Consider the following 25862-nt stretch of genomic DNA (forward strand, 5'->3'; position numbering starts at 1 on the left):
AAAAGTTGATCCCGATCTCACACCCGTTATGTTAACGTTAACTTTTGTGATTAACATCATGTCTCGTCACAAAAGCGCGGGAAGAATCGATAATGTTAACGTTATCATTTTTGCCACTGTCCCTCCATGAGATCGTATTGATGAAAAGACATCACTCCCGCAGCTACCCCTTACTGAGCGCGCTGCTGTTCTTCTTTTTCGTCAGCTGGTCCTCGTCCAGCTCGCTGCTTTCTATCTGGCTTCATCAGGAAGTGGGGCTAAAGGCCGCGGATACCGGCATCATTTTCTCCGTGCTTTCGGTTTCAGCGCTCTGCGCCCAGGTCTGCTACGGCTTTATTCAGGACCGGCTGGGGCTGAAAAAAAACCTGCTGTGGTATATGACCGCGCTGCTTATTTTGTCAGGCCCGGCCTATCTGCTGTTTGGCTATCTGCTGCAAATTAATATCCTGCTGGGCAGCGTATTTGGCGGCCTGTTCGTGGGGCTGACCTTTAACGGCGGCATCGGCGTGCTGGAGTCCTACACCGAGCGGGTGGCGCGCCAGAGCACCTTTGAATTTGGCCGGGCACGCATGTGGGGGTCGCTGGGCTGGGCCGTCGCCACTTTCTTTGCCGGACTGCTATTTAATATCAACCCGAAGCTTAACTTTCTCGTCGCGTCGTGCTCGGGCCTGGTGTTCTTCTTCCTGCTGATGCAGCTGAAAGTGAATACCGCCGCAAGCCTTGAAAAGGTGGAGGTAGGGGCCGGGAAGGTGACGCTCGCGGACGCGCTGCGGCTGGTGACGCTGCCGCGCTTCCGGGCGCTGGTCTTCTTTGTCATCGGCACCTGTATCTACGGCGTCTACGACCAGCAGTTCCCGGTTTATTTCGCCTCGCAGTTTGCCACCCTGCACGAAGGCAACGCGATGTACGGCTATCTCAATTCGTTCCAGGTGTTTCTTGAAGCGGCGGGGATGTTCTGCGCGCCCTGGCTGGTCAACCGCATCGGGGCAAAAAACGGGCTTATCTTCGCCGGGATGGTGATGGCCCTGCGCATGATCGCCTCGGGCCTGGTGGAAGGGCCGGTGCTCATCTCCATTACCAAGCTGCTGCACGCCGTGGAGCTGCCGATTCTGCTGGTCGCCATCTTTAAGTACAACAGCCTTAATTTCGATAAGCGCCTCTCCTCCACGCTCTACCTGGTGGGATTTGCCTGCACCAGCTCCGTCATCGCCGCCGTGCTGTCGCCGCTGGCCGGGTACAGCTACGAAAAATATGGCTTCGCCGAGTCCTACTTAATCATGGGGCTGATGGTGTTCTGCACCACTTTTATTTCGATCTTCCTTTTACGCGGCAATAAGTCTTCATCGGAAGGATTGCTGTCTCAACCCTCCGCCCTTTGAATCAAAGAGTGAATTTTTATGACGTCATTAATTGAGAAAGCCGAACTGGCCCTTAGCCAGAAGCGTGACCAGCTCAACCTGCGCTGGTACCCCCATTATCATCTGTCGCCGCGCGCGGGCTGGATGAACGATCCGAACGGCCTGGTATGGTTCGACGGCTGGTATCACGCGTTTTACCAGCACCACCCCTGGTCCACAAAATGGGGGCCAATGCACTGGGGCCACGCCCGCAGCCGGGATCTGCTCCACTGGGAACATCTGCCCATCGCGCTGGCGCCTGAAGGGCCGGAAGATAAGGACGGCTGCTTCTCCGGCTCCGCCGTGGTGAAGGACGGTGAGCTGGCGCTGATTTATACCGGGCACAAGTTTCACGGCGACCCGTCCAGCGACGACAACCTGTACCAGGTGCAGTGCCTGGCAACCAGCCGCGACGGCAGGGAGTTCCAGCGTCAGGGGCAGGTCATTGATACCCCGGCGGGGATGCACCATTTCCGCGATCCGAAAGTCTGGCGGGAAGGGGACGCCTGGTACATGGTGGTCGGTGCGCGGGACGAAGAGACGGGCCAGGTGCGCCTCTATCGTTCAGAGGATCTGCGTGAATGGCAGGATTGCGGGGTGCTGGCCGAGGCGCAGGCAGGCCAGGGCTTTATGTGGGAATGCCCGGATTTCTTTACGCTGAACGGCAAGCAAATCCTGATGTTCTCGCCTCAGGGCATGGCCGCCAGCGGCTACGACAGGCGCAATCTGTTCCAGAGCGGCTACATTGTCGGCGGCTGGCAGCCGGGAGAGCCTTTCCGGCAGGAAAGCGCGTTCCAGGAAATGGATCGCGGCCATGACTTCTACGCGCCGCAGAGCTTCCTTACCCCGGACGGCCGCCGCATCGTGATGGGCTGGATGGCGATGTGGGAGTCGCCGATGCCGGAGCAGGAGGACGGCTGGGCGGGCATGCTGACGCTGCCGAGGGAGCTGACCCTCACCGACGATAATCGCCTGCAGATGAGGCCGGTGAAAGAGCTGGAAAGCCTCCGGCAGAACAGAACCGACTGGCGCGTCGGCGAGCTTCGCAACGAGGCGAAAAGGGTGATGGAAGAGTGCATCACCGGGGAAGTGATCCTGAAGTGGGATCTTGCCGCCAGCGACGCGGAGCAGTTTGGCCTCGCGCTGGAGGACGGCATGCGGCTGTACGTGGACGGCCAGGCGCAGCGCCTGGTGCTGGAGCGGCACTATCCGCAGTACGGACTTTGCGGCCAGCGCAGCATTCCGCTGCCGCAAAGCGCCACGCTTGAGCTGCGGATCTTCTTCGACAGCTCGTCGGTGGAGGTTTTCGTTAACGACGGCGAAGCCTGCCTCAGCAGCCGGATCTATCCGCAGTCGCGCCAGCTGAGCCTGTTTGCCTGGTCAGGGAGTGCGGTCCTGCTGGAAGCCGGAGCCTGGCATTTAGAATAATTATAAAAGACGCCCGGGGAATTATCCCCGGCGTCACATCCTTATTATTTAAATAAGATTCGCAAGGATTCATTCGATGAAAATAATAATCGGACTGGCGACCTGCGCCGGTTTATTCTCTGCCTCTGTTTTTGCACAATCTTCTTTAACTACCGAACAACGTTTTGCCCTGCTTGAACAGCGTTTGCAGGAGGCTGAAAAGCGGGCCGACAGGGCCGAGGCGGAAATCGCCCAATTAAAAGATGCCCCCGACGCCGCCCACGAAAATAAAATTGAGGCCAGCAGCCAGAATAGTCCTCCGCAGCTGGCATTAAAAAATAACGACGCGGAGCTGAAATTCTACGGCGACGTGGAGTTTAACCTCGATGCGGCCAGCCGCACGGGAAGCCTGACGTCGCTAAAAACCAGCAGCGATAAAAACTGGGCGCCCGGCAGCGGCGAGCGCTGGGATATCAACGGCCGGATCCTGCTGGGCTTCGACGGCATCCAGCATGCGGATAACGGTAAGTATGCCGGGTTCAGCGTCCAGCCGCTGGCGGATATGAAAGGCAAGATGAACCTCGACGACGCCGCCTTCTTCTTCGGCCAGCAGGAAAGCTGGCTGGTGAAGGTCGGGCGCTTTGAGGCCTACGACATGTTCCCGCTGAATCAGGATACCTTTATTGAGTACTCCGGCAATACCGCCAACGACCTCTACAGCGACGGCTATGGCTACATCTACATGATGAAAGAGGCGCGCGGGCGCAGCAACAGCGGCGGCAACCTGCTGTTCAGCCAGACGCTGGATAACTGGTACTTCGAGCTGAACACCCTGGTGGAGGACGGCAGCCAGCTGTACGTCGACCGACGCTATCACGGCAGCGAGCTGGATAATCAGAAGAACGTGGTTTACGTCCGCCCGGTTATTGCCTGGCGTCAGGGCAGCTATTCCGTGGCGGCGGCGATGGAAACGAACCTCGTCAATAACGCCTATGGCTACAACGATGCCGCGGGCAACTGGCACGATCAGTCCGGACGAACCGGCTACGGCCTGACGATGAGCTGGAACACGCTTAAAGACGATCCCCTTGACGGGGTGGTGGTTAATCTCAATACCGCCTACATGGACGCGGAAGAAGAGAAAGATTTCAGCGCCGGGATTAACGCGCTCTGGCACCGCGTCGAGCTGGGCTATATCTACGCGCACAACAATATCAACGATTTTAATATCTCCGGCGTCAGCAGCGAATGTGAAAGCGACTGCGCCATTCTCGCGCCGGGTAAATATGATATTCACACCTTTCATACCTCCTGGCAGCTGCCGAATATAATGGACATGCGCAACTTTAATATTTATCTGGGAGCGTACGCTTCCTGGCTCGATTCCTCTGCGGAACAGCAGGGGGATAATCAGGCGCGATACGGCGCGCGGCTGCGGTTCAAATATCTGTTTTAAACGATCTGTTTATTTAAGGAGCAATAATGACTATCTGGACACTGGGTGACGCGGTAGTAGACCTTCTGCCGCTTGCCGACATGCAGTATCGCGCCTGTGCCGGAGGCGCGCCCGTTAACGTTGCGGCAGGCTGCGCCAGGCTTGGCTGCCGGAGCGGGTTTATCGGGCGCGTGGGCGACGACGCTTTCGGCCACTTTTTACAGCGCACGCTCGTCGAATACGACGTAGGCACGCAGTCCCTGCAGCTGGACTGCGACCACCGCACCAGCACGGTGCTGGTTTCGCTGGGTCAGGACGGCGAGCGCGACTTTACCTTTTTAGTGAATCCGTCCGCCGATCAGTTCGTGACGCCGGAAGCACTGCCCGAGTTCGGCGCGGATATTCTGCACTTTTGCTCGCTGGCGCTGGTGGCCGAGACGTGCCGGGAGACGCTGGCCTGCGCCATTGGCCGCATCAAGCAGGCGGGGGGGCTGCTGAGCTTTGACGTCAATCTGCGCGAGCAGATGTGGCCCGACCGCCAGACGATGCTGGCTACCGTGCGCCATTTCGCCACCCAGGCCGACATTCTCAAGCTCTCCGAAGAGGAGTGGTACTGGCTGACCGGCACCCACGATCTCAGTCAGGCGATGATGGCGTTAGCGGCGCTTCCCGCCCGCCTGAAGCTCGTCACCTTCGGCGCACGCGGCTCTATGGTGCTGTGGCAGAACAGGGTGATTCATTTCAGCGGCTACGCCGTGGACAGCGTGGATACCACCGGAGCAGGAGATGCCTTCATGGCAGGCCTGCTGGCGAGTATTGCAGAGGAAGGCATCGCGCAGGATTTCACGCAGCTTCACCAGGCGATAGCGCAGGCCAGCGCCTGCGGAGCGTTAGCCACCACGCAAAAAGGGGCGCTGGCCGCCGTCCCGGACAGGGATGCCGTCAGGCAGTTTATGGCAAGGGTTCCGCTGCCGAAGTATGAAATTCGCTAGGCTATATGTTGCCGCGCGCGCTGTGCGCGCGGCCGCTCTGAAGTTCTCTGCAAAACAGCAGGATGAGAGAGCTGAACAGGGTTTTCATGTAACGAAACAACATGTGAACGCGCTAACATTTTTGACCTTCATCACACTTTATAGTGTCGGCACGGTCAGACGACATCCTTATCATCATGGCATCCATTAAAGACGTAGCAAAGAAAGCCGGCGTATCCACCGCCACGGTATCGCGGGTGCTGAACAACCATCCCAGCGTGATCCCGCAGACGCGGCAGGCGGTGCGGGACGCCATGGATTATCTCTGCTATGTGCCCAGCAAAAGCGCCTTTCAGCTGAGCGGGAAATGTTCGGGGCTGATTGGCGTGGTGGTGCCAAACCTGGTGAATCCCCACTTCTGCGAGCTGCTGGCGACGTTCGAGGAAGAGGCCCGCTACATTGGCAAATCGGCAATCGTCAAGACGCATCAGAACCAGCCGCAGCAGGATAAGCAGATTATCCATACCCTGATTGGCATGGGCATCGACAGCCTGCTGTGGGTGCCGACGGAGGCGGAAGCCGGGCTGTCAGAGTGGCTGACGGCGACGGCTATTCCGGTGGCGGTAGTGACGCAGGTTTCCCGCTTTTTTAATTCGGTCTCCATCGATCAGGCGAAAGGGGCCGAAAGCATAGCCGAGCACTTTATCCAGACCGGGCACACCTCCTTTGGCTTTGTGGCCCAGGAAGGGGTGGATAACCGTAAGGTTTCCGCCTGGAGTAAAAAGATTGCGGGCCGGGGATTAGCCGACGATAAAGAGAACCAGTTCTGGATAGCAAAGGGGGCAGGGGAAAAAATCTCCGGGCACATCGCTATTCTTGACGAAATTATCGAAAAATTATCCGCCCGGAAAAAAGCCTGCTCCTGCCTGTGGGTTTATAATGACGTCGCCGCCAGCTATATTATCGATGGCCTGAAAGAGAAAGGCATTGCGGTGCCTCAGGATATTGCCATTGCCAGCTTCGATAATACCCTGCTGGCGCAGACAAAAAAGATCACCAGCATTGCGCAGCCGATCGGTGAAATTGCCCATCTGGCCTTTCAGATGGTCAATCATAAAGAGGGGCAGGACAGCATCGAAATGTATGAAATTGTCTCCCGGTTAATTGTTCGGGAAAGCAGCATGAATATGACTATTACAACTTTATAATTTAAATGTATTAGTAAATAATACCGAAACTCTATTTCCCACGCGACGGTTTTAATAGCCGCCGCCTTATAGTTATGTCAGCCTAATTCAGAGGTGTGAATATGCCCAGTGTCGCAATGGAAAAGCACAGCGCTTACGAAAAATTAAGCCTGAAAGAAAAAATCGGTTACGGCATGGGCGATGCAGGCTCCTGTATGATCTGGAGCGTGCTGGCGCTTTATCTGACCTGGTTTTATACCGACGTATATGGATTATCCCCCGGCATCGTGGGAACGTTATTTCTCGTTATTCGTATTTTTGATGCTTTCAGCGATCCTGTTATGGGGGCAATCTGCGATCGCACCCAAAGCCGCTGGGGAAAATTCCGCCCCTGGCTATTATGGATGGCGCTGCCGTTTGGCCTCGGGGCGATATTAATGTTCACCACGCCCGACCTGAGCATGAACGGCAAAATTATCTATGCCTGGGTAACGTACCTTGTCATGTCATTAATTTATACGGCTATCAATATTCCCTACTGCTCGGTCGCCGGGGTGATAACCCTCAACCAGAAAGAGCGGCTGGGCTGCCTCTCCTGGCGCTTCTTCCTCAACGGCCTAGCGACGCTGATTATCTCGTCATCCATCCTGCCGCTGACGGACTGGCTGGGCAACGGCAACCGGGCGTCCGGCTTCCAGATGACGATGATCATCATGGGCGGTGCCGCGACCTTAATGTTCCTGTTCTGCTTTGCGAGTATTAAAGAGCGCGTGGTAGCCGTGAAATCTAACGACTCGCTGATGAAAGATTTGAAAGACATTGCCAAAAATGACCAGTGGCTGCTGATGATCTCAATTACCTTCCTCAACGTTTTCCCGGCGTTTATTCGCGGGGCGGTAACTATCTATTACGCCACCTACGTCATGCAGGCCTCCGTCGGCTTTATTACCTTCTTTATGGCGCTGGGCGTGGCCTGTAATATGCTGGGCAGCGTTATTGCGAAGCCGCTGACCGACCGTTTTGATAAGGTGAAGCTGTTCCGTGTTATTAATATTATTCTCGGCGTGCTCTCTTTCGCCCTGTGGTTCGTTGATCCGAAATCACTGACCCCGCTGCTGACGCTGTTTGTCATTATTAATATCCTGCATCTTATTCAGTCCGGCCCAATTCTGTGGGCGATGATGTCCGACGTTGACGACTACGGCGACTGGAAATTCGGCAAGCGGCTGACGGGGATCTCCTTTGCGGGCAATTTATTTATGCTGAAGATGGGGCTGGCGGTCGCGGGTGCAATTGTCGCCTGGATATTGTCCTTCAGCGGCTATATTGCCAACCAGCCGCAGCAAAATCCCCAAACCGTGCAGGGCATTATTATTATGTTCTCGCTGCTGCCGATGGTGAGCTATTTCATCAGCGCGTTTATGGTGCGCTACTTTAAGCTGAATAATGCCTTCCTGGAAAAAATAAAGGTCGATCTTGCCAAGCGTGAGCTGGAGAGAAATCCGGCCCCGACGGCAGAATATAAAGATGCCCCGGCAATTTAATTAAGTATTACCGTCAAAGAAGGAATAAAAGAATGTCGAGCAACAACTATTACGATGTCACGCAGTGGCATCAGGGCAACCCCTGCGAGGATATTGGCGAGGTCATTAACAGCATCATCGCCGATATTAAAAGCAGGCAAACCGGGACCGACGTCAACGAGGGCGGCAAGCCCGGCGCGGTCATTTATATTCCGCCGGGTGATTACCCTCTGCTGACCCAGGTTGTGATAGACATCAGCTACCTGAAAATTATGGGCATCGGGCACGGGTTCACCTCTTCGAGCATCCGCTTTAACACCCCGCAGAGCGAGTGGCCAAACTGGCACGAGCTGTGGCCGGGCGGAAGCCGCATACTGGTTAAGCTCTCGCCGGATGCGGACGCAGAGGAGTCGGCTGGCGCCGCTTTTTACGTCGCCCGCGACGGAGATCCGCGCATCAGCTCGGTTGAGTTCAGTGATTTTTGCATCGACGGCCTGCATTTTGTGGACGATGGTTCAGGCAACAACGACCCGGAAAACACCTATCTCAACGGCAAGACCGGCATCTACATCGCCAGCGCGCAGGACTCGTTCCGCATCAACGGCATGGGGCTGGTTTATCTGGAGCACGGCGTGACCATCTACAACGCCGACGCGCTGGCTATTCACAACAACTTCATCGCGGAATGCGGCAACTGCATCGAACTGCGAGAGGCGGGCCAGGCCTCAAAAATTACGGATAACCTTATTGGCGCGGGCTACCGGGGCTATTCGATATTTGCGCAGAACTTCGGCGGGCTGCTAATCACCGCCAATAACATCTTCCCGCGCGGGAAAAGCAGCGTGCATTTTTCCGGCGTGGTGCGCTCTTCCATCAGCAGCAACCGCTTCCACTCGTTTTATCCGGGGATGCTGGTGTTCAGCGAAAACTGCTCGGAGAACCTGGTAACGGCCAACCATTTCTTCCGGGAGCGCGAGCCGTGGGGGCCTATGCAGGCCTATAACAACGGCCTGGATGATTTATATGGCCTGCTGAATATCAGCGGCGATAGCAACTCGATTATTGCCAACCATATTTCGGAAACTATTGAGAAACAGTACATCACCCCGGCTGGCGCAACGCCGGTGATTATTCGCGTGGTGGAAGGGCAGGGAAACTACATCTCTGATAACCATATCGTCGCCACCACGGAAGTCTCGCAGGTTTCGTCTGCTGCGGCAGGCTCCTGTTATTCGACGCAGGTAAGCGCGCTTCTGGCGCGAGAAGGGCTACAGGCGCTGGACGTCACCACCGTGCAGATAGACCCGTCGTCAAGTCAGAATACCGTGCTGGATTCAGGCAGTGACGGCCAGGTTGTCATGGATAAAACGGCGAACGCGTTCAGGGCTACACCCGTTCCCCTGAGCTAAGCAGCTGGCTCTTATATAGATCTTTGAAACAGTTACTGGCGAGATCGAGAAGGTTCCGTTCACTTTACGTCAGGTGGCATATGTTGCTGCCGAACCGGTGAACGTCCAGAGGGTGTTCGCCGTCACACCCTCTGGGCTCCCGACTCCCGGCAATAAATCGCCACCTGCGGTGGTAAACCTCCATTTTTGGCTCCCTGTCCGGGTCGGTTGCGATTCGTTTATTCGGCACTTTGTGCCGAACCACTTCGTGGCCAACGCAAGCGTTGTTCAAAATGCTTCACTATTTTGTCCGACGATCACAACCTCCAGCCGTTCCCGACGGCTGGACCCGGCCATGAAGCCAAAAATGGAGGCGATTTAAGCCGGACCCAACACCCCCGCTTTAACTTCCATGAATGTCCCATCTCCGGTGTCGCTGTAGGTTTCAAAGCGATGCGTTTTCCGAAGTTATTTCTGACTTAAAGCGACACCCTGTCCCCGGCTTAAATCGCTCCGGTTTTTGCCCTTCAGGCTGGGTCACGTGGTCGGGAACCACGTGAGAGAGCGATCGTCGGGAACGAATCGCGAACGACCCTGCATGTTGGGTAAAAACCGGAGTTTACCGCTTCAGCGGCGATTTATTTGCCGGGCGCCGGGGTCGTCAGGGGGATGGCGTAATCCCCATGACACGTTCACCGTTCGCAACGGTAGCAGAGATAGCCAGACGGTCGGGTGAACGGAATACCCGCAGGTTAACAGATCCCACCTGACGTATGACCGGGGTGAGTTGTGACTAAGAGACAGGAGCTAGGCAGAGGGATATCACGCGGCAGCGGAGGTGCGTGATATCCCGCCCTCAGGTCGACTCTGAGAAAAAATGTGCCAGGCTTTATAGCGATAAAAGCGAGGCATACGCATGGACTCTAGAAAATTTCTCAGAAGCTGGGGCAGTGAATATTCAGACGACGGTAAAGTACGCTTTCGCCTGTGGGCGCCCGGACAGGTGGGCATTAAGCTCAGGCTTGCGGGCGATGAACGAGTGATGAATGACGCCGGGGGAGGCTGGTTTGAGCTGGAGGCTACGGGCGTATCGCCAGGGGCCGGGTACCAGTTCGTACTCGCAGACGGAACGGCGGTGCCGGACCCCGCCTCACGTGCGCAAAAAGCAGACGTTAACGGGCCTTCGCTGGTTGTCGATCCCGGACGCTACGAGTGGAAAAACATTCGGTGGCAGGGCCGTCCCTGGGAGGAAACCGTCGTTTATGAAATGCATTTCGGGACATTCACGCCCGAAGGCACTTTCCAGGCGGCCATAGCAAAACTGCCTTATCTTGCCGGGCTGGGTATCACGATGCTCGAGGTGATGCCCGTGTCGCAGTTTGGCGGCAGCCGGGGCTGGGGCTACGACGGCGTGCTGCTCTACGCGCCGCATTCCGCCTACGGCACGCCGGATGATTTTAAAGCCTTTGTCGATGCTGCCCACGGCCATGGCCTGTCGGTGGTGCTGGACATCGTGCTTAACCATTTCGGCCCCGAAGGTAACTATTTGCCGCTGCTCGCTCCGGCATTTTTCCATCAGGAGCGCATGACGCCCTGGGGGCCAGCCATCGCCTATGACGTTGATGCCGTGCGCCGCTACATCACCGAGGCGCCGCTCTACTGGCTGACGGAATACCGGCTCGACGGCCTGCGGTTTGACGCGATTGACCAGATCAATGACCCGTCCGCCAGGCACGTGCTGACGGAGATAGCCGAACGTATCCGCACCGAAATTCAGCACCGGCCCGTCCATCTGACCACCGAGGACAGCCGCAATGTGATCTTCCTGCATCCCCGTGAAGAAGACGGCTCCGCTCCTTTGTTTACCGCCGAATGGAACGATGACTTCCACAATGCGGTTCACGTTTTTGCTACCGGTGAGAAGCACGCCTATTACGAAGATTTTGCCGAACGCCCGGAGCGCCACGTCGCCCGGACGCTGGCGGAAGGTTTCGCCTATCAGGGCGAGCTGTCGAAGCATGCGGGCGAACCCCGAGGCGTAAAAAGTACCGCTCAGCCCCCGGTGGCCTTCGTCGATTTTATTCAGAATCACGATCAGACCGGCAACCGCGCCCATGGCGAAAGGCTGATTGAGCTGGCCGGAGCCGACCGCACCCGGGTGCTTCTTGCCGCGCTGCTGTGTTCGCCGCATATCCCGCTGCTGTTTATGGGCGAAGAGTATGGCGAAACTAATCCTTTTCTGTTCTTTACCGATTTCCATGGCGAGCTGGCTAAAGCCGTGCGCGAAGGGCGCAGGAAGGAGTTTGCGGGGCACCATGGTCACGATGGCGAAGACATCCCCGATCCGAACGACGAAAAAACTTTTGCCGCCTCGAAGCTCGACTGGCACAAACCGCAAAGCGAGCAGGGCAAACGCTGGCTGGCTCTGACCCAGCAGCTGCTGGCCCTGCGGCAAAAACATATCGTGCCCCTGCTGGCGACGGCGGGCGGCGAAGCGGGAAGGGTACTGAAGACCGCCGAAGGTTTTATCGCGGTCAGCTGGGCATTCCCCGACGGCACGCTGTCGCTGGCCCTGAATATTGGCGATACCCCGCAGCCGCTGCCTGATATGCCCGGCGAGACGCTCTTCGCCTGGCCCCGGCCGTCTGACGATCTTCCGCAAAATTCTTTTATTGTCCGTCTTGCTCAGGGAGAGACAAAACGATGATCCCCACCGCTACCTACCGGCTTCAGTTTCGCAACGGCATGACCTTCTGGCGTGCCGCGGCGCTGGTTCCCTACCTGAAACGGCTCGGCATCAGCCATCTTTACGCCTCGCCGATCTTTACCGCCACCGCCGGATCGACCCACGGCTACGACGTGACCGACGTCAATGAGATTGAGCCGTCCATCGGCGGGCGCGAAGGTTTTGACCGTCTGGCGAAAACCCTGAAAGAGGCCGGAATTGGCCTGATCCTCGATATCGTGCCGAACCATATGGCCTCCTCGCTGGAAAACGCCTGGTGGCGCGATGTGGTTGAGCTTGGCGAAAGTAGCCGCTACGCGCGCCACTTTGACATCGACTGGACGCGGCGTTTAACGCTGCCGTTCCTGGGCGACATGTTTGAAGCGGTGCTGGAAAACGGCGAGCTGGCCGTCGGGCCCGATCCGCAAACCGGCAAGCCCGCCTTCTGCTACTTCGAAAACTGTTTCCCGCTGACCCCCGAAAGCTGGCAGGGCCGCGAGGCGGAAATTTTAACGCTGACGGACAGGGCGGCCATCGCCGAACTGCACGAGCGGCAGCCCTACCGCCTGATGTCCTGGCGGGACGCACCCCGTGAACTGTCGTATCGCCGCTTCTTCGAAGTCACCGGGCTGGTGGGGATGCGCGTGGAGGATAAAACGGTATTCGACGATACCCACCGGCTGATCCTCGATCTGGTCCATTCCGGGGCGGTCGACGGGCTGAGGGTGGACCACGTGGACGGGCTGGCCGACCCGAAAGGCTACCTGGAGAGGCTGCGCCAGGAGGCAGGCCCGGACTGTTATATCACCGTGGAGAAAATTCTCGGCAAGGGCGAGCACCTGCCGCCGGACTGGCCCGTTTCCGGCACCACGGGCTACGAATTTATCGCCTCCCTGTCCGAAGTGCTGGTGGATAACGAGCAGCTCGACGGGCTGCGCAAAGTTTATGAAGCGGTGGTAGGGCAGCCGGTGGATATGCGGGACGAGCTGCGCGATGCCAAACTGCTGATGGTGGAGCGCAACTTTGAAGGCGAGTTCACCCGGCTGCTTAATCTGGCGCAGGGTATTGCGCAAACGCAGGGGGTGGCGCTGGACGAGCAAGCCTTGCGGGATGCGCTGCGTGAGTTGCTCATCGCGTTCCCCGTTTACCGCACCTACGGCACCCCACAGGGGCTGCCGGGGGAAGATTTGAAGCTGTTAACCAGCATCGTTAACAAAGTGCAGGCGAGCGAACACGCCGTCGACAAGCAGGCCCTTGAGTTCCTGACCCGCATTCTGACGGGCGAGGCCGCAAACGATGGGGAGTTCGTGACCCGCTTCCAGCAGCTGACCGGCCCGCTGATGGCGAAGTCAGTTGAAGACACGCTGTTTTTCCGCCAGCACCTGGATCTGGCGCTTAACGAGGTGGGGGCGGAGCCGCTCAAGCACGCCTTCTCCCTCGATCGCTTTCACAAAGAGATGCAAACCCGGCTCGAAAGGCAGCCGGATGGGATCACCAGCACCTCCACGCACGATACAAAACGCGGTGAAGATGCCCGCGCCCGCCTGTATACGCTGACCGAAGCGCCGGACCAGTGGGCCGAATGCGTGGACCGCTGGCGTCAGCTGAACCAGACCAAAGTCGTTTTTCTTAATGACGGCACCGCGCCGCGCGGCGTGGTGACCTGGATGCTGTACCAGGCGCTGGCGGGCGTCTGGCCGACGACTCTCGACGTTCAGGACGAAGCGGCTCTAGAAGCCCTCGAAGCGCGCTTTGTGGGGTTCGTCGAAAAAGCGCTGCGGGAGGCGAAGCTGCGAACCGACTGGGTCGACAGCAACGAAGCCTATGAGAACGCCGTGCTGGACTATGCCCGTTATCTGCTCAGCCCCGCTAATACGGCGTTTTTGGAGGCGTTCAGCGAGGGGCTGCGACCGTTTATGCGTGCGGGCCTGATAAACAGCCTCACCCAGGTGGTGATTAAGCTGGCGGCGCCGGGCGTACCGGATATCTATCAGGGCAGCGAGGGGCTGAACTTCAGCCTGGTCGACCCTGACAACCGGCTTGAACCCGACTTCGCCACGCTGGAGCGGATGCTTGCCGACGATGCCCTGCCGGATTTCAGCAGCGAAGAAAAATGGCTGAGCGGTGAGGTAAAACTGCGGGTCACCGCCCGCCTGCTGCACCTGCGCCAGCAAAAGCCCGCGCTGTTCCGCCGTGGTGATTATCTGCCGCTCCCGGCTGGCGGCAAACGGGCGGATAACGTCATTGCTTTTGCGCGGGCAGACGGCAGCGATGCGCTTATTGTCGTGGCGCCCCGGCTGGCGTTTACCCTCGTCGGCGACGGTCAGCCGCTACCTCCGCCGCAGCTCTGGGCAGAGACGCAAATCCCGCTGCCTGCATCGCTGGCTAACCGCCGCTACCGCGACGTACTTAGCGGACAAGAAATTACTATCGCCGATAGCATCAACCTTAACGCTCTTCATGCCGGTTCGCCTTTGCTGCTGCGGCTGGTTGAAACATCAGAAAGCTAATAATAGTCACCGCAAAAGATAATTTTGTTTGATGAGGAGGGACTCATGTCAAAAGGCAAACCGTTTGAAATCCTCGCCGGAGATAGCCATCAGCTTGGGGCTAACTTCGACGGCGAGGGCGTGAACTTTGCGCTTTTTTCGGCGCATGCGGAGCGGGTAGAGCTCTGCCTGTACGAGCCGGATGGCAGGACGGAGATCGCAAGACTCGACCTGCCGGAATTTACCCATCAGGTCTGGCACGGCTATGTGCCTGGCCTTAGGCCGGGCGCGCTGTATGGCTATCGCGTCTATGGCCCCTACGATCCGCACAACGGCCACAGATTTAATCCAAATAAACTGCTGATCGACCCGTACGCGCGGGACCTGGTGGGCAAGCTCGAATGGAATGACGCCCATTTCGGCTACGAGCTGGGTCACGGGGATAAAGATTTATCCTACGACAGCCGCGACAGCGCGCCTTTTACCCCTAAGTGCCGGGTTATCGATCCCGACGAATTTATCTGGCACGACGAAAACCGCCCGGCCGTGCCCTGGCCGAAAACCATTATTTACGAAACCCACGTCAAAGGCTTTACCCAGCTTAATTCGGCGCTGCCTGAAGCCCTGCGCGGCACCTACGACGGCATGAGCCACAAAGCCACCGTGCAGTACATCAAGAGCCTGGGAGTGACCTCCGTAGAGCTGCTGCCGGTTCACTGGTTCCCGGACGATCAGCATCTGCTGGAGAGGGGGCTGAAGAATTTCTGGGGCTACAATTCCCTCGCTTTCTTTGCGCCCGCCTCGCGCTACTTTGGGCCTCGGGGGATCCAGGGCTTCCGCGACATGGTGAGGGCCTTCCACGACGAGGGCATAGAGGTGATCCTGGACGTGGTCTACAACCACACGGCGGAGGGCAACGAGCTTGGCCCGACGCTGTCGTTTAAAGGCATCGACAATTATTCCTACTACCGCACCATGCCCGACCAGCACCGCTATTACATTAACGATACCGGCACCGGCAACACGGTGAACACTTCCCATCCGCGGGTGCTGCAGATGGTGATGGATTCCCTGCGCTACTGGCGGGATGCGATGCACATCGACGGCTTCCGCTTCGACCTGGGCACTATTCTTGGCCGCGAGCCGGAGGGCTTTGACCAGCGCGGCGGGTTCTTCGATGCTATCACCCAGGATCCGGCGCTATCCCGCATGAAACTTATTGGCGAGCCCTGGGATATCGGCCCCGGCGGCTATCAGGTGGGCGGTTTCCCACCCGGCTGGGCGGAGTGGAACGACCAGTATCGCGATACGGTGCGCGAATACTGGAAGGGGGATAATGTCTCTAATGATTTTGCCGCCCGCCTGCTTGGGTCCGGGGATCTGTACGACCAGCGCGGGCGACGCCCCTGGGCCAGCGTTAACTTTATTACCGCCCACGACGGCTTTACCCTGAACGACCTGGTCTGCTGGAACGAGAAACACAATGAGGCCAACGGCGAGGAGAATGCCGACGGCCACAACGACAACCGCTCCTGCAACTACGGGGCCGAAGGGCCAACGGACGACGAGGCCATCAACAAAGTGCGCGAGCGCCAGCAGCGCAACTTCCTCGCCACATTGTTCTTCTCCCACGGCACGCCGATGCTGCTGGCGGGAGACGAATTTGGGCGCAGCCAGATGGGCAACAACAACGGCTACTGTCAGGACAGCGACATCTCCTGGGTTCACTGGGATAATCTGCCGCCGTCCAGCGAGGCGCTGCGGGAGTTCACCCGTCGTCTGATCGGGCTGCGCAACGAGCAGCCGCTGCTGCGGCGGGACAGCTGGCGCGATGGCTTAATCATCAAATGGTTTAACGCAGGCGGCGGGCTACAGCAGCCGGAACAGTGGGATGAAGGCTCCACGCTCGGCGTTTACATAGGCCGTAAAGATCTGAGAGCGGAAAAGGGTATCTGGCACGACGTGCTGATGCTGTTTAACCCGTTTGAAGGAAACGTGCCGTTCCGCATCCCGCAGTTCGGGGAGGGCGGCTGGGTGCTGGAAATCAGCACGTCCGAGCTGGCCGAGCCGGGCATCGTCATCACCCAGGAGAAAGATTTTGAGCTGGAGGGGCGCAGCATGGCGCTGTTCCGGAGGCCTTAATAAACCTTTCTTGCCTGCTGAGGAAGTTCCAGCGGTACGGCGTAACTCCGGCGAAAGCTTTGAAATGGCTAAAAGCTCATTGCCAGGCCGACGCCGTAGCCGCTGGTATCATCACCAAACATATAGCGCGCCACCAGGCGCGTTCTGGTGATAAAAACAGGATACTTGCTGCTGTCTATCTCCAGCCCTAAGCCAACCGAGCTCAGGCTGTTAAATCCGAGCGCGCCGCGCTGCTGGCCCAGGTATTCGGTATGCGCCCCTTCAAGAACGTAGCGCAGGGGGCTTTTTAACAGCGTCCAGTCAGAGACCGGCGCTCTGCGGCGCAGGTACAGGCCCAGATTCTCTGCCTCCGCATGCCCCTCAACGGCGCGGGAGGTATTGGCAAAAGTTTGCAGCTGCATGCCGGAGTAGCGCAGCTCGATATCGATATCCTGCGGTTTTGAAAAAAGCTCGTAATCAAGCATCAGCGAGCCGCCCAGGCCATAGGCGTTCAGCCTGCCGCCGTCCAGAAAATCATAGTCTGCATTGCTTCGGCGCTCTATCACCCAGGAGCCTATCCGGACATCGCTGGCCATCGTGCCGAGCATCACATTAGCGATAGGGCGCAGGACAAGGTTCCCTCCCCAGCGGTCGCGGTAGATCGGAAAATCCCAGCCGATGCCGCCGGTAGCGGAGAGGCTGTTCCACTTAGTTGGGATGCGCCGCGTTTCCGCCCCGTTGCTGATTACAAACTGCGGGTCGTAGCGGCTATAGCCTAACGCACCCTCCAGGTAAAGCGGGAAGGACTCGCTCAGGGTGGCCCCGCCGCCAAACTGAGTGATGGTGAGCTCGTTAGTTTCGCCGGTGCCGGTGCCGATATTCAGATCGCTGGCGGTAATATCCGGAAAAACCATGTAGCTCATCAGCGTCAGCACGGCATCGGCCCGGTGTTTAATCCGCTCGCCGTCTGCGGCATAGCCCGGCGGGCTCAGGGCAAGTGCCGCCGCCAACAGCATGAAAGATAATGGAAAGGCTGCAATCATAGATTGTCACAGCTCCTGCAAAGGCAGTTTGTGTATTAACTATAGGGGAGGATACGAATAGAGCAGTATTTCGCAAGAAAAGTGACTAACGAAGCGCAGCAGGATGAAACCATTCAAATAGGGAGTTAGCGCCGGAAGGGCTGCCCACTCCCGTCTTCATCCCGACCTTCAGAAAAATGTGTCAGATTTTATAGTGCGATGCCGGACCCAGCCTGACAAAAAAAGTGAGGCAACCTTTAATCACAGAGCGAGCCACGACGTTATTCACTGAAAAATAGAGTATTTCAAAAATGTGGGCGGCAACTGTGACGCTGCGCTTAATTTGTCGTATAAGCAAATTTCCAGCGTTTGTCAGAGGAGAATGTGATGAATAAGGAGTCAGTATTTCGTCAGCTTGAGCAGCGGCTCATCAGGCTACCGCTCACTACAGAAGCGCTGAGTGAATTCAACGCGATGGCGATTGCCAGCAGCCTCAAACAAAAGCGTAGCATCATCAGTCACCATCTCAACAATCTGCACCGGGAACAGCGGGTGATAAAGATCAATGGTCGCCCGGTCCTCTTTTTGCCCGTTGAGGTACTGCGTACCCACCATCATCTTGTGGTGCGGCATCGGGATTATGCCTCGCTGCAGGCGCTGTACGAGGAACGTCAGGATAATCTCGAATTGCTGATTGGCGCTCAGGGAAGCCTGCAGGATGCGCTGCGCCAGTGCAAGGCGGCAATCAGCTACCCCGGCGCCGGGCTGCCCTTGTTGCTTCACGGGCCGACGGGAACGGGAAAGAGCTTTCTCGCTCGCCGCCTCTGGCAGTACGCCATCGAACAGGGGATTTTGTCCTCTGACGCCCCCTTTACCGTCTTCAACTGTGCCGAATATGCCAACAACCCGGAGCTGCTGACGTCAAAGCTATTTGGCCATGCGAGAGGGGCATTTACCGGAGCAGACCGGGCGGTTGCGGGTCTCATAGAGACCAGTGATGGAGGCGTGCTGTTTATCGATGAAGTCCACCGCCTGCCGCCGGAAGGCCAGGAAAAGCTGTTCCACTTTATGGATAACGGCAGCTGGCGACGGCTGGGCGACAGCAGGGAGGAGCTTCGCGCGACGGTGCGGCTGATTTTCGCCTCCACGGAGGATCTGGAAAAACACTTTCTTGCGACTTTTATTCGCCGGATCCCTGTCATCGTCCAGATTCTGCCCGTTGCGGAGCGGGGACAGCACGAGCGGCTGGCGTTTATCCAGCATTTTTTCCGCAGCGAGGCGCAAAGGCTGGACCACGACCTTGCGCTTGACGAAGAAATTATCAGCCTGCTGATGCAAAAAACGCTGGAAGGCAACGTCGGCGGGCTTGAGAATCTGATTCGTAATGTTTGTGCCAGCGCATGGACGTTCGGTCAGCGCGAGGGGGAGGTGCTTGAAGTCAAAGCCGGGCACCTGCCCGATGAGATTGTGTCAGAGAGGCCTTTTACCCTGATGGAATCGCCCAGGCGGGTAATGATTTATCGCGACAGGGGTATCTTTCCGCTGGTTCCTGCGCAGCACCAGGCGTACCGGCGGCTGACAGAAAATATCTGCGGGCTGTGTGAAGAGCTGGACCGGGACGATATCAGCATTCGTATGTTTGAGAAGCTGACCTATCAGAATGTCACGTTCTACCTTGATGCCTTAATGAATAAAGAAAGTACCGTTTCGCACCAGGATAAGCGGCTACGGTTTATTGAAGATGTGGGTAAGGCGCTGGCGGCCAATTACGATCTGGATTTGAACGCCGAATTTGCTTATCTGGCCGGGCGCTACCTGACCAGCCTTCCTCTGACCCCGCGAGAAACGTCAACCGCAGCGCGGCAGGTTATGCTGCGCTGGCTGGAGGACTCTTCGGGATTAGCCCAGCGCATTACCAGGAAGTTACTCTCTGTCGTCGTCAACAAGTACGATCTGCTTATTGATACGCTCGACCAGGTGGCAATTGCCGCCATCGTAAATAATGCCATTGACGCCACCACCCATGGCAAAGTGAAGGCGGTGATTATCGCTCACGGCTACTCTACCGCCAGCAGCATCGCCGGATTATCAAATCGCCTGATCGGCGAGAAAATATACCAGGCGATGGACATGCCAATGGAGGTCGCTTTCAGTGACGTCAGCCGATCGATTGTCGACTATCTGAAGCACACCGATACCCAGGCCGGGGTGATGGTGCTGATAGATATGGGATACAGTAAAGAGATTGCCGATGCCCTGCTGGGAGTGATTCAGGGGCCGCTGGTGGTGGTGAACAATGTGACAATCCGTCTGGCACTGAATATTGCCAGCGAAATCGTGGCGCAAAAAAGTATTGAACAGATCGCCGAGGAGATCGTCCCGCTTAATCAGTCAAGCTGGGACCTGTACTGGCCCGAGAAGAAAAAGAAACGCGTGCTGTTGGTTTCCTGCATTACCGGTATCGGAACAGCCTTTAAGTTCAAGACGCTGATGGAAAAAAGCCAGCTGACCGACTTTGACATCCATATCATCGCCTGCGAATACATCCGGCTCAAGAGCAGCCAGATGGCGGCATCTCTGCTCAATCAGTATGAGGTGATAGCCGTGGTCGGGACAGACGATCCCCAGCTTGCGGGCGTCCCCTGGGTGGGCATTGAAGAGCTGCTTGGCGAAAAGGGCTACGCACATCTAACGCAGCTATTGAGTGATTATCTTAATAATAAGCAAATCGAGCTGATTAATAAAAATATGGTGCGTGAATTCTCTTTGCATAACGTTGTTAATTCGCTCACGATCCTTAATGCCGCGAAAACCATGGGGCATATTGAAACGATTATTGCCGAGTGGCAAAACACGCTGGGCTTTACTTTTAATAATAATTTAACGCTTGGTTTATATGTTCACTTAAGCTGCATGATTGAAAGGTTAGTGATGCGCAATGAGATTACGCATTATAAGAACCTCGCCGAGTTTAACAGCCAGCACGGTAAATTTATTACGATGGTTAACCACTCTTTTCAGCAGCTCAAGAATTTATATAATGTTGCGTTACCGGTTGCCGAGATTGGCTATATTCACGATATATTTGAATTAAGAATTGAGGCATTTGACTGGTAGCCTCCCGGGCAGATATTTGCACTGCCCGGGAGGGCAAACGACTAGTATTCAACTTTCCACATATAGCGACGGGTAGTCAGGGGGTGGTTGCGGGCAGTCGCCAGCGCCAGGTTATAGACATCCAGCACGCAGTTATGCAGCAGGCCGCAAAAATACTCTTTAACGCTCGCGGGCAGGGCGGCAATATCCAGTTTTTCAACATCGATGCACTGCAGCTTGCCCTGATAACGTTCGATAAAACGAATAGCCCGTTCGTCGAGCGGGCGAGTGCGTCCCGCGCTTTGCAGCAGAATATACGGCGTACCCGGTTCGGTAATCTCGAACGGACCATGGAAATATTCACCGCTGTGAATGCTGGCGGAATGGATCCACTGCATCTCAAGGAGAATACAGATGGATTCCTGATGAGCCGCCCCGTAAGAGGGGCCGGACCCCATCATGTAGATGACCTTTTCATCTTTCCATTGTTCGGCAAAGCGCAGCGCATCCTCTTTTACCTGCTGCTGGGCATGGCTGACGACGCCTGCGAATTGACTGAAGGCGCTAATCATTGCGTCGTAGCAGGCGTAACCCTCGGTTTGCTTAAGGATCTCAACGGCCAGCCAGAGGCTGTAGGCCGCTTTTTGCTGCGCCGGATCGACCTTTTCCGGGTATCTGGCCCACTGATAATTAATCGTGTAATCACTGTATTTGCACAGCGGCGTGTCAGGCGTATACACCAGCCCAATAGTCGCAGCACCTTTCTGCTGGGCAACACGGGCAGCTTCCACGGTTTCTGCGGTATTTCCTTGCTGAGATGCCAGTATCACCACGCTGTTTTTACCGACGGCTCCAGGCGTGGCGTGAACAAACTCATTGCTGGTCATATACCCGACTGCAAGATGATTCGCCTCGCAGTCCAGAAAATATTTACCCGGCCAGAATCCTGTCAGCGAGCCGCCGCAGCCGACAAACCAGACGCGTTCAATTTTTTGTTTTGTTAAAATATCAGCAATAATTTTATTAACGGTATCATGAGCGACAGACATTTTATTCTCCTTGGGATATAGGGCACCCTCCGCAGAGGGGCGGATGAAATATTATTAATGCTAATTACACTCCTAGCTTGCTTTGCATTTTCTGATGAAAGAAAGGATCTTTTGGCGTTGCCGGGTCAATGCCTTTTAATTCCGGTAGCGTGGCGCACAGCATTTGCAGAGGGATGATATATTCAAAAACAGCGAAATCTTCATCATTAATAAAAGGGACGCTCAGGTTCAGAGCATTATTTTCCACCTGCGGTCCGATGCGGTAAATATGTTTGGTCCAGCCGCCTAATATTTCTGCCAGCCTTGCTTCTCGCTCATCCTGCCACGGAGAGAGCATGATGAGGGTAGCGTTCTCGTTGAATGCATTATAAACACCATGAATAAACTCCTCGAATTCGTAGCCGGACACCGGGCAGCGAAATGTCTCCAGCATTTTCAGTGCCCCTTCCTGCACGGTTCCGAAAAGCGTGTACGGCCCGACCAGCCGGATATCCGCGCTTTGCAACAGCGGACGGGCTTTTGTCATGGCCCATTCACCGGCAGCGTTAATCAGTTCGGGGAGGTGGCGGAATGTTTCTTCCATACGGGCCAGCAACTGTTGATGTTCATCTGCGGTAAGTCCCTGCTGCTGGGCAAGGGCGAGCGCCAGCAGCATGAGGTTGAGCACGGTACAGTGGTAACCTTTCGTTTTTGCACCCGCCTTTTCTTCACCGCAGGGCACGGTCAGAACGAAATCCGCTGCCCGGTCGATGACCGCTGGGGCAACGCCAGCCATAGATGCCGTGAGATGACCAGCTTTACGCGCGCGATTCATGGCCTCAAGGGTGGACAGGCTTCCGCCACCCTGTGAAATACCGATAACCAGCGCCTTGCTGCCGAGAGCGAGCGCAGCGTCATTAAGCAAGAAGGGCCAGTAAACATCCACCGGCATACCGCACCAGCGCTGCATAAAGGGCCGGGCGGTCAGGGCTGCGTGGTAAGACGTTCCTGAGCCGGTGAGAATGATTCGGGCTACCCCCGCCTCCGGCAGCGCCTGCGCGATTTGCCGGAGATCGTCCCGCGTCTGCGTCAGCATCGCCAGCAGGCGGGAAGGCGTGTCGTCAATATAGTCTTTAACCAGCATATTCATTACCTCTCGTCAAAGCAGGCCCAGCGCGCTGGCAACCATGCCAAACACCACCGTACCTAACAGGATCCAGTTAATGTTCACCCCTCTACGGATGAGCCTGAACATCCCAAAGGTGAAGAGAAGGGGCAGGAAAGAAGGGAGGATTTTGTCGATGAAATCCTGAACTTTCATGGTGGTCTGCCCGGTAGTAAAACTCAGCGGCGTGGAGATATCGATCATGCTGGCCGTCATCGCGCCCACGACCATAAGCCCAACAATCGACGCTATATAGGTGACTTTATCCATCAGGCCGCTCTGGTAGATACGCATCAGCCAGGTTGTCCCCGCACGGTACCCCAGCTTCAGGCCATACCAGCGGCAGAGAATATGCGGCAGGTTGTAGACAAACAGCGCGAGGATTGGCCCAAGAATGCTGCCCTGCTGGGCAAAGTAGATCCCCATGCCGGCGGCAATCACCTTCAGCGATCCCCAGAAGATGGAGTCACCGATACCGGCAAGCGGCCCCATCAGGCTGGTTTTGATGGCATTGATAGACTCTTCGTTAAATTCCGGGTTGCGCTGGTTCTCTTCTTCCATGGCTATGGACAGGCCAAACATAAACGTCGAGAGATGTGGCGTAGTGTTAAACAGCACCAGGTGGCGCTGCAAAGCGCGTCCTAACTCATTCGGATCCTGATAGATACGTTTTAGCGCGGGCGTCATGGCGTAGGCATAGCCCATGTGCTGCTGCCGCTCATAGTTCCACGAGCCTTGCAGGGTAAATGAACGCCAGAAAACGCTACGTAAATCACGAGGAGTGACTCTGTCGTGAGCTTCGCTTTGCGCCTGCGCTTTCGGGCCGTCAGCCAGGGTTTGCGTCATTTCGCTCATTGCTAACTCTCCTGTTGGTTAAGGTTAATAAACTGGCTAATGATGAAGGCCAGCACGACGGCAAACAGGGCTATGGCGATAATATCCAGTCTGGTGTAGGCCGCTATCAGGAAACCCAGCCCCAGGTACGGCATCAGCTTTTTGCTGAGCATCATGCTTATTAACAGGGCAAATCCGAGCGCGGGTAGAATTTTACTGGCAACAATCAGGCCGTTTGTGATCACCGGAGGAATGGCCTCAAGGAACCAGTTCACGGCGGAAGAACCGAGCAGAATGGCGAAAAACACCGGTAAAAAACCGTTAAGGAAATACAGCGCCGTCGGGCCGCCAAGGTGCATCAGCGCCACCATCCGGGTATGCCCTTTGGCCGCGTAACGATCGGCCATGTGACCAAAGCGGGCGTTGAGAATACGCACCAGAATACCCAGCGTCTGTGCCAGCATGGAGACCGGAATAGCTATGGTCAGCGCGGCTTCCGGTCCTCGCCCGGACATAATTGAAAACGCCGTCGCCAGCACTGAGCCGGTGACGATATCCGGTGGGTGGGCGGCACCGATGGCGACATTGCCCAAAAAAATAAGCTCGAGCGTTGCGCCGATTAAAATACCTTCCTGTAGATTTCCGCAAACCAGGCCGGTTAGGGTACACATCACCAGCGGACGGTCGATCATCGATACGCCAAGTAAACGCCCGTCAAGGATGCCCAGCGCGGCTATCAGGCCGAGTAACGTTGCCGTGAGCAACATAGTGACCTCCTGTATCAGAGTTTATCGTTAAGCAGTTCAACGGAATGCGCAGGGACCTGACGCATTTCCAGACGGATCCCTTTCTCTTTCAGCGCCTTGCTGTCAGCAATTTCTTCCGCATTAAGATAGATTGCCTTGCCGAACTGCGTGGCTCCCTCCTTCTGGGGAAGGCCGCCGTAGTTGATTGCGCTGATGCCGGAGACTTTCCCAACCAGGGCAAGGGTCTCAGCCGTATTCCCCAGCACCACCATCACTTTTTTATTGTCCAGCCTGCCGCCGTTCAGTTTCTCGGCAGCCTGCTCGACGGTGCTGATATCCAGCGTTACGCCGGCCGGTTTTGCCAGGTTTAACGACATAGTCAGAAAGGCGTCGCCGGCGGCTTTATCATTGGCAACGATGATATGGTCTATATCCAGCGCACGGGTCCAGGCGAAGACCACCTGGCCGTGCAGCAGGCGGTAATCAATGCGCACTAATTTGATCATGTGATTCTCTCCATTAGTCAGAAGATTGTTGTTTTATCAATGCGTTGATGAAAACTATCGATTCCCGGGCCGCATGGGTGGCATAAACAACCGCGGCTTCCGTGCTTTCCTCTTCGCAGAGTAAAAATTCCAGAAGCAGGGTCAGATTGACGCCCGCCACAACGTATACGTTGCGGTGGTGCATCAGCGCCCTGGTGGCACAGTTGTTTACGCTGCCGCCCAGCAGATCGGTAAACACCACGACCTCTTCGCCATTGGCCTCAGCGATAAGCTGTTCAAGCGTCCGGTCAAGCTGTTCCGTGGTGGTGATATCATCGCCGTAGGCGCAGACCGGCCTGATGCCGTGTTCGTCACCTATCAGCAGCGATAAACTGTCAACCAGGCCACGCGCGAACTGGCCGTGGCTGGCTACATAGACATGGCGCACTCGTTTCCCCTTAACTCCAGCTAGTCTTATCCAGTGAAGCAAAGGGTGTGCCATATTTAAAAGGTTTTGTTTATCAGTGAATTAGATTTAAAGGTTCACACTGGCCATGAGAAATATTGGCAGTTTGTTACCTGGTAAAGGCTTAAGCTGGCAGATGGTATAAGAGGTTCTACGTGGGTACGGCTACACTGAGCTGGAAGTAGTGGCATCCGCGTAATTAAAAATGCCGCATTGAAGTCGAGATGGATTTCGTAAGTAATTGATAAAACAGGAAGAAGAGGGGATTTCTATTGAAAGTAAGTGATAAGTTATTGCGGATGGGCTAAATGATGAGGGTAAACGGGAACTAAGGGTTTTAATCGAGGCGGTAAAGCTGTTTGCAATGTTCATCATGG

At 56.2% G+C, this 25862-nt stretch carries 18 protein-coding genes; 11 read left to right on the forward strand and 7 right to left on the reverse strand.

Translation table 11 applies throughout. From position 1 onward, the window contains the following. The first annotated feature begins 137 nt into the window (after window positions 1–137). The 10 genes from AAE045_RS04585 to glgX all read left to right on the forward strand — a co-directional run bounded on the left by AAE045_RS04585 (window position 138) and on the right by glgX (window position 16664). Entirely contained in the window at window positions 138–1379 is a 1242-nt protein-coding gene (locus AAE045_RS04585) for an oligosaccharide MFS transporter (RefSeq protein WP_455546669.1), read from the forward strand. 18 nt (window positions 1380–1397) lie between these two features. Next, complete coding sequence (locus AAE045_RS04590) at window positions 1398–2825, forward strand: glycoside hydrolase family 32 protein (RefSeq protein ID WP_455546670.1); 1428 nt, start codon at window positions 1398–1400, stop codon at window positions 2823–2825. Between the two features lie 76 nt (window positions 2826–2901). Beyond that, a complete protein-coding gene (locus tag AAE045_RS04595; protein ID WP_455546671.1) occupies window positions 2902–4260 on the forward strand; it encodes a carbohydrate porin in 1359 nt (452 codons plus the stop codon). 26 nt (window positions 4261–4286) lie between these two features. After that, on the forward strand, window positions 4287–5231 hold the full coding sequence (locus tag AAE045_RS04600; protein WP_455546672.1) for an aminoimidazole riboside kinase: 945 nt from the start codon (window positions 4287–4289) through the stop codon (window positions 5229–5231). 176 nt (window positions 5232–5407) lie between these two features. Next, the gene (locus AAE045_RS04605) at window positions 5408–6418 is read left to right on the forward strand and encodes a LacI family DNA-binding transcriptional regulator (RefSeq protein WP_202304374.1); all 1011 of its coding nucleotides are present in this window, start codon (window positions 5408–5410) and stop codon (window positions 6416–6418) included. Between the two features lie 101 nt (window positions 6419–6519). Beyond that, window positions 6520–7941 carry a glycoside-pentoside-hexuronide (GPH):cation symporter gene (locus tag AAE045_RS04610; RefSeq protein WP_455546673.1) on the forward strand — a complete coding sequence of 474 codons (1422 nt, stop codon included), beginning with the start codon at window positions 6520–6522 and terminating at the stop codon, window positions 7939–7941. 32 nt (window positions 7942–7973) lie between these two features. Next, window positions 7974–9329 (forward strand): NosD domain-containing protein, encoded by a 1356-nt coding sequence (locus AAE045_RS04615; RefSeq protein WP_455546674.1) that lies wholly within the window; start codon window positions 7974–7976, stop codon window positions 9327–9329. 895 nt (window positions 9330–10224) lie between these two features. After that, the gene (treZ, locus tag AAE045_RS04620; protein WP_455546675.1) at window positions 10225–12015 is read left to right on the forward strand and encodes a malto-oligosyltrehalose trehalohydrolase; all 1791 of its coding nucleotides are present in this window, start codon (window positions 10225–10227) and stop codon (window positions 12013–12015) included. After that, window positions 12012–14543: a malto-oligosyltrehalose synthase gene (treY, locus tag AAE045_RS04625; protein ID WP_455546676.1), complete on the forward strand. Its 2532-nt coding sequence runs from the start codon at window positions 12012–12014 to the stop codon at window positions 14541–14543. Before treZ ends, treY begins: the two co-directional genes overlap by 4 nt. A gap of 45 nt (window positions 14544–14588) precedes the next feature. After that, complete coding sequence (gene glgX / locus AAE045_RS04630) at window positions 14589–16664, forward strand: glycogen debranching protein GlgX (RefSeq protein WP_455546677.1); 2076 nt, start codon at window positions 14589–14591, stop codon at window positions 16662–16664. A gap of 68 nt (window positions 16665–16732) precedes the next feature. Here glgX and AAE045_RS04635 read toward each other — a convergent pair whose 3' ends face one another. Continuing rightward, complete coding sequence (locus tag AAE045_RS04635) at window positions 16733–17659, reverse strand: hypothetical protein (RefSeq protein ID WP_455547163.1); 927 nt, start codon at window positions 17657–17659, stop codon at window positions 16733–16735. Window positions 17660–18052: 393 nt separating this feature from the next. On the opposite strand from AAE045_RS04635, the gene AAE045_RS04640 reads away from it, so the two are divergent. Next, on the forward strand, window positions 18053–20782 hold the full coding sequence (locus AAE045_RS04640) for a sigma 54-interacting transcriptional regulator (RefSeq protein WP_455546678.1): 2730 nt from the start codon (window positions 18053–18055) through the stop codon (window positions 20780–20782). Window positions 20783–20823: 41 nt separating this feature from the next. On the opposite strand, the gene AAE045_RS04645 is transcribed toward AAE045_RS04640, so the two are convergent. The 6 genes from AAE045_RS04645 to AAE045_RS04670 form a co-directional block, all read right to left on the reverse strand. Then, the gene (locus AAE045_RS04645) at window positions 20824–21810 is read right to left on the reverse strand and encodes an SIS domain-containing protein (RefSeq protein WP_455546679.1); all 987 of its coding nucleotides are present in this window, start codon (window positions 21808–21810) and stop codon (window positions 20824–20826) included. Between the two features lie 64 nt (window positions 21811–21874). Continuing rightward, window positions 21875–22933 (reverse strand): SIS domain-containing protein, encoded by a 1059-nt coding sequence (locus AAE045_RS04650; protein ID WP_455547164.1) that lies wholly within the window; start codon window positions 22931–22933, stop codon window positions 21875–21877. 15 nt (window positions 22934–22948) lie between these two features. Further along, window positions 22949–23809: a PTS system mannose/fructose/sorbose family transporter subunit IID gene (locus AAE045_RS04655; RefSeq protein ID WP_202304351.1), complete on the reverse strand. Its 861-nt coding sequence runs from the start codon at window positions 23807–23809 to the stop codon at window positions 22949–22951. Between the two features lie 2 nt (window positions 23810–23811). Then, on the reverse strand, window positions 23812–24555 hold the full coding sequence (locus AAE045_RS04660) for a PTS mannose/fructose/sorbose/N-acetylgalactosamine transporter subunit IIC (protein ID WP_455546680.1): 744 nt from the start codon (window positions 24553–24555) through the stop codon (window positions 23812–23814). A gap of 14 nt (window positions 24556–24569) precedes the next feature. Further along, entirely contained in the window at window positions 24570–25040 is a 471-nt protein-coding gene (locus AAE045_RS04665; protein WP_455546681.1) for a PTS sugar transporter subunit IIB, read from the reverse strand. A gap of 13 nt (window positions 25041–25053) precedes the next feature. Next, window positions 25054–25467: a PTS sugar transporter subunit IIA gene (locus AAE045_RS04670; protein ID WP_455546682.1), complete on the reverse strand. Its 414-nt coding sequence runs from the start codon at window positions 25465–25467 to the stop codon at window positions 25054–25056. Between the last annotated feature and the right edge of the window lie 395 nt (window positions 25468–25862).

The organism is Dryocola clanedunensis (assembly GCF_038405435.1).
Lineage (GTDB): Bacteria > Pseudomonadota > Gammaproteobacteria > Enterobacterales > Enterobacteriaceae > Dryocola > Dryocola clanedunensis_A.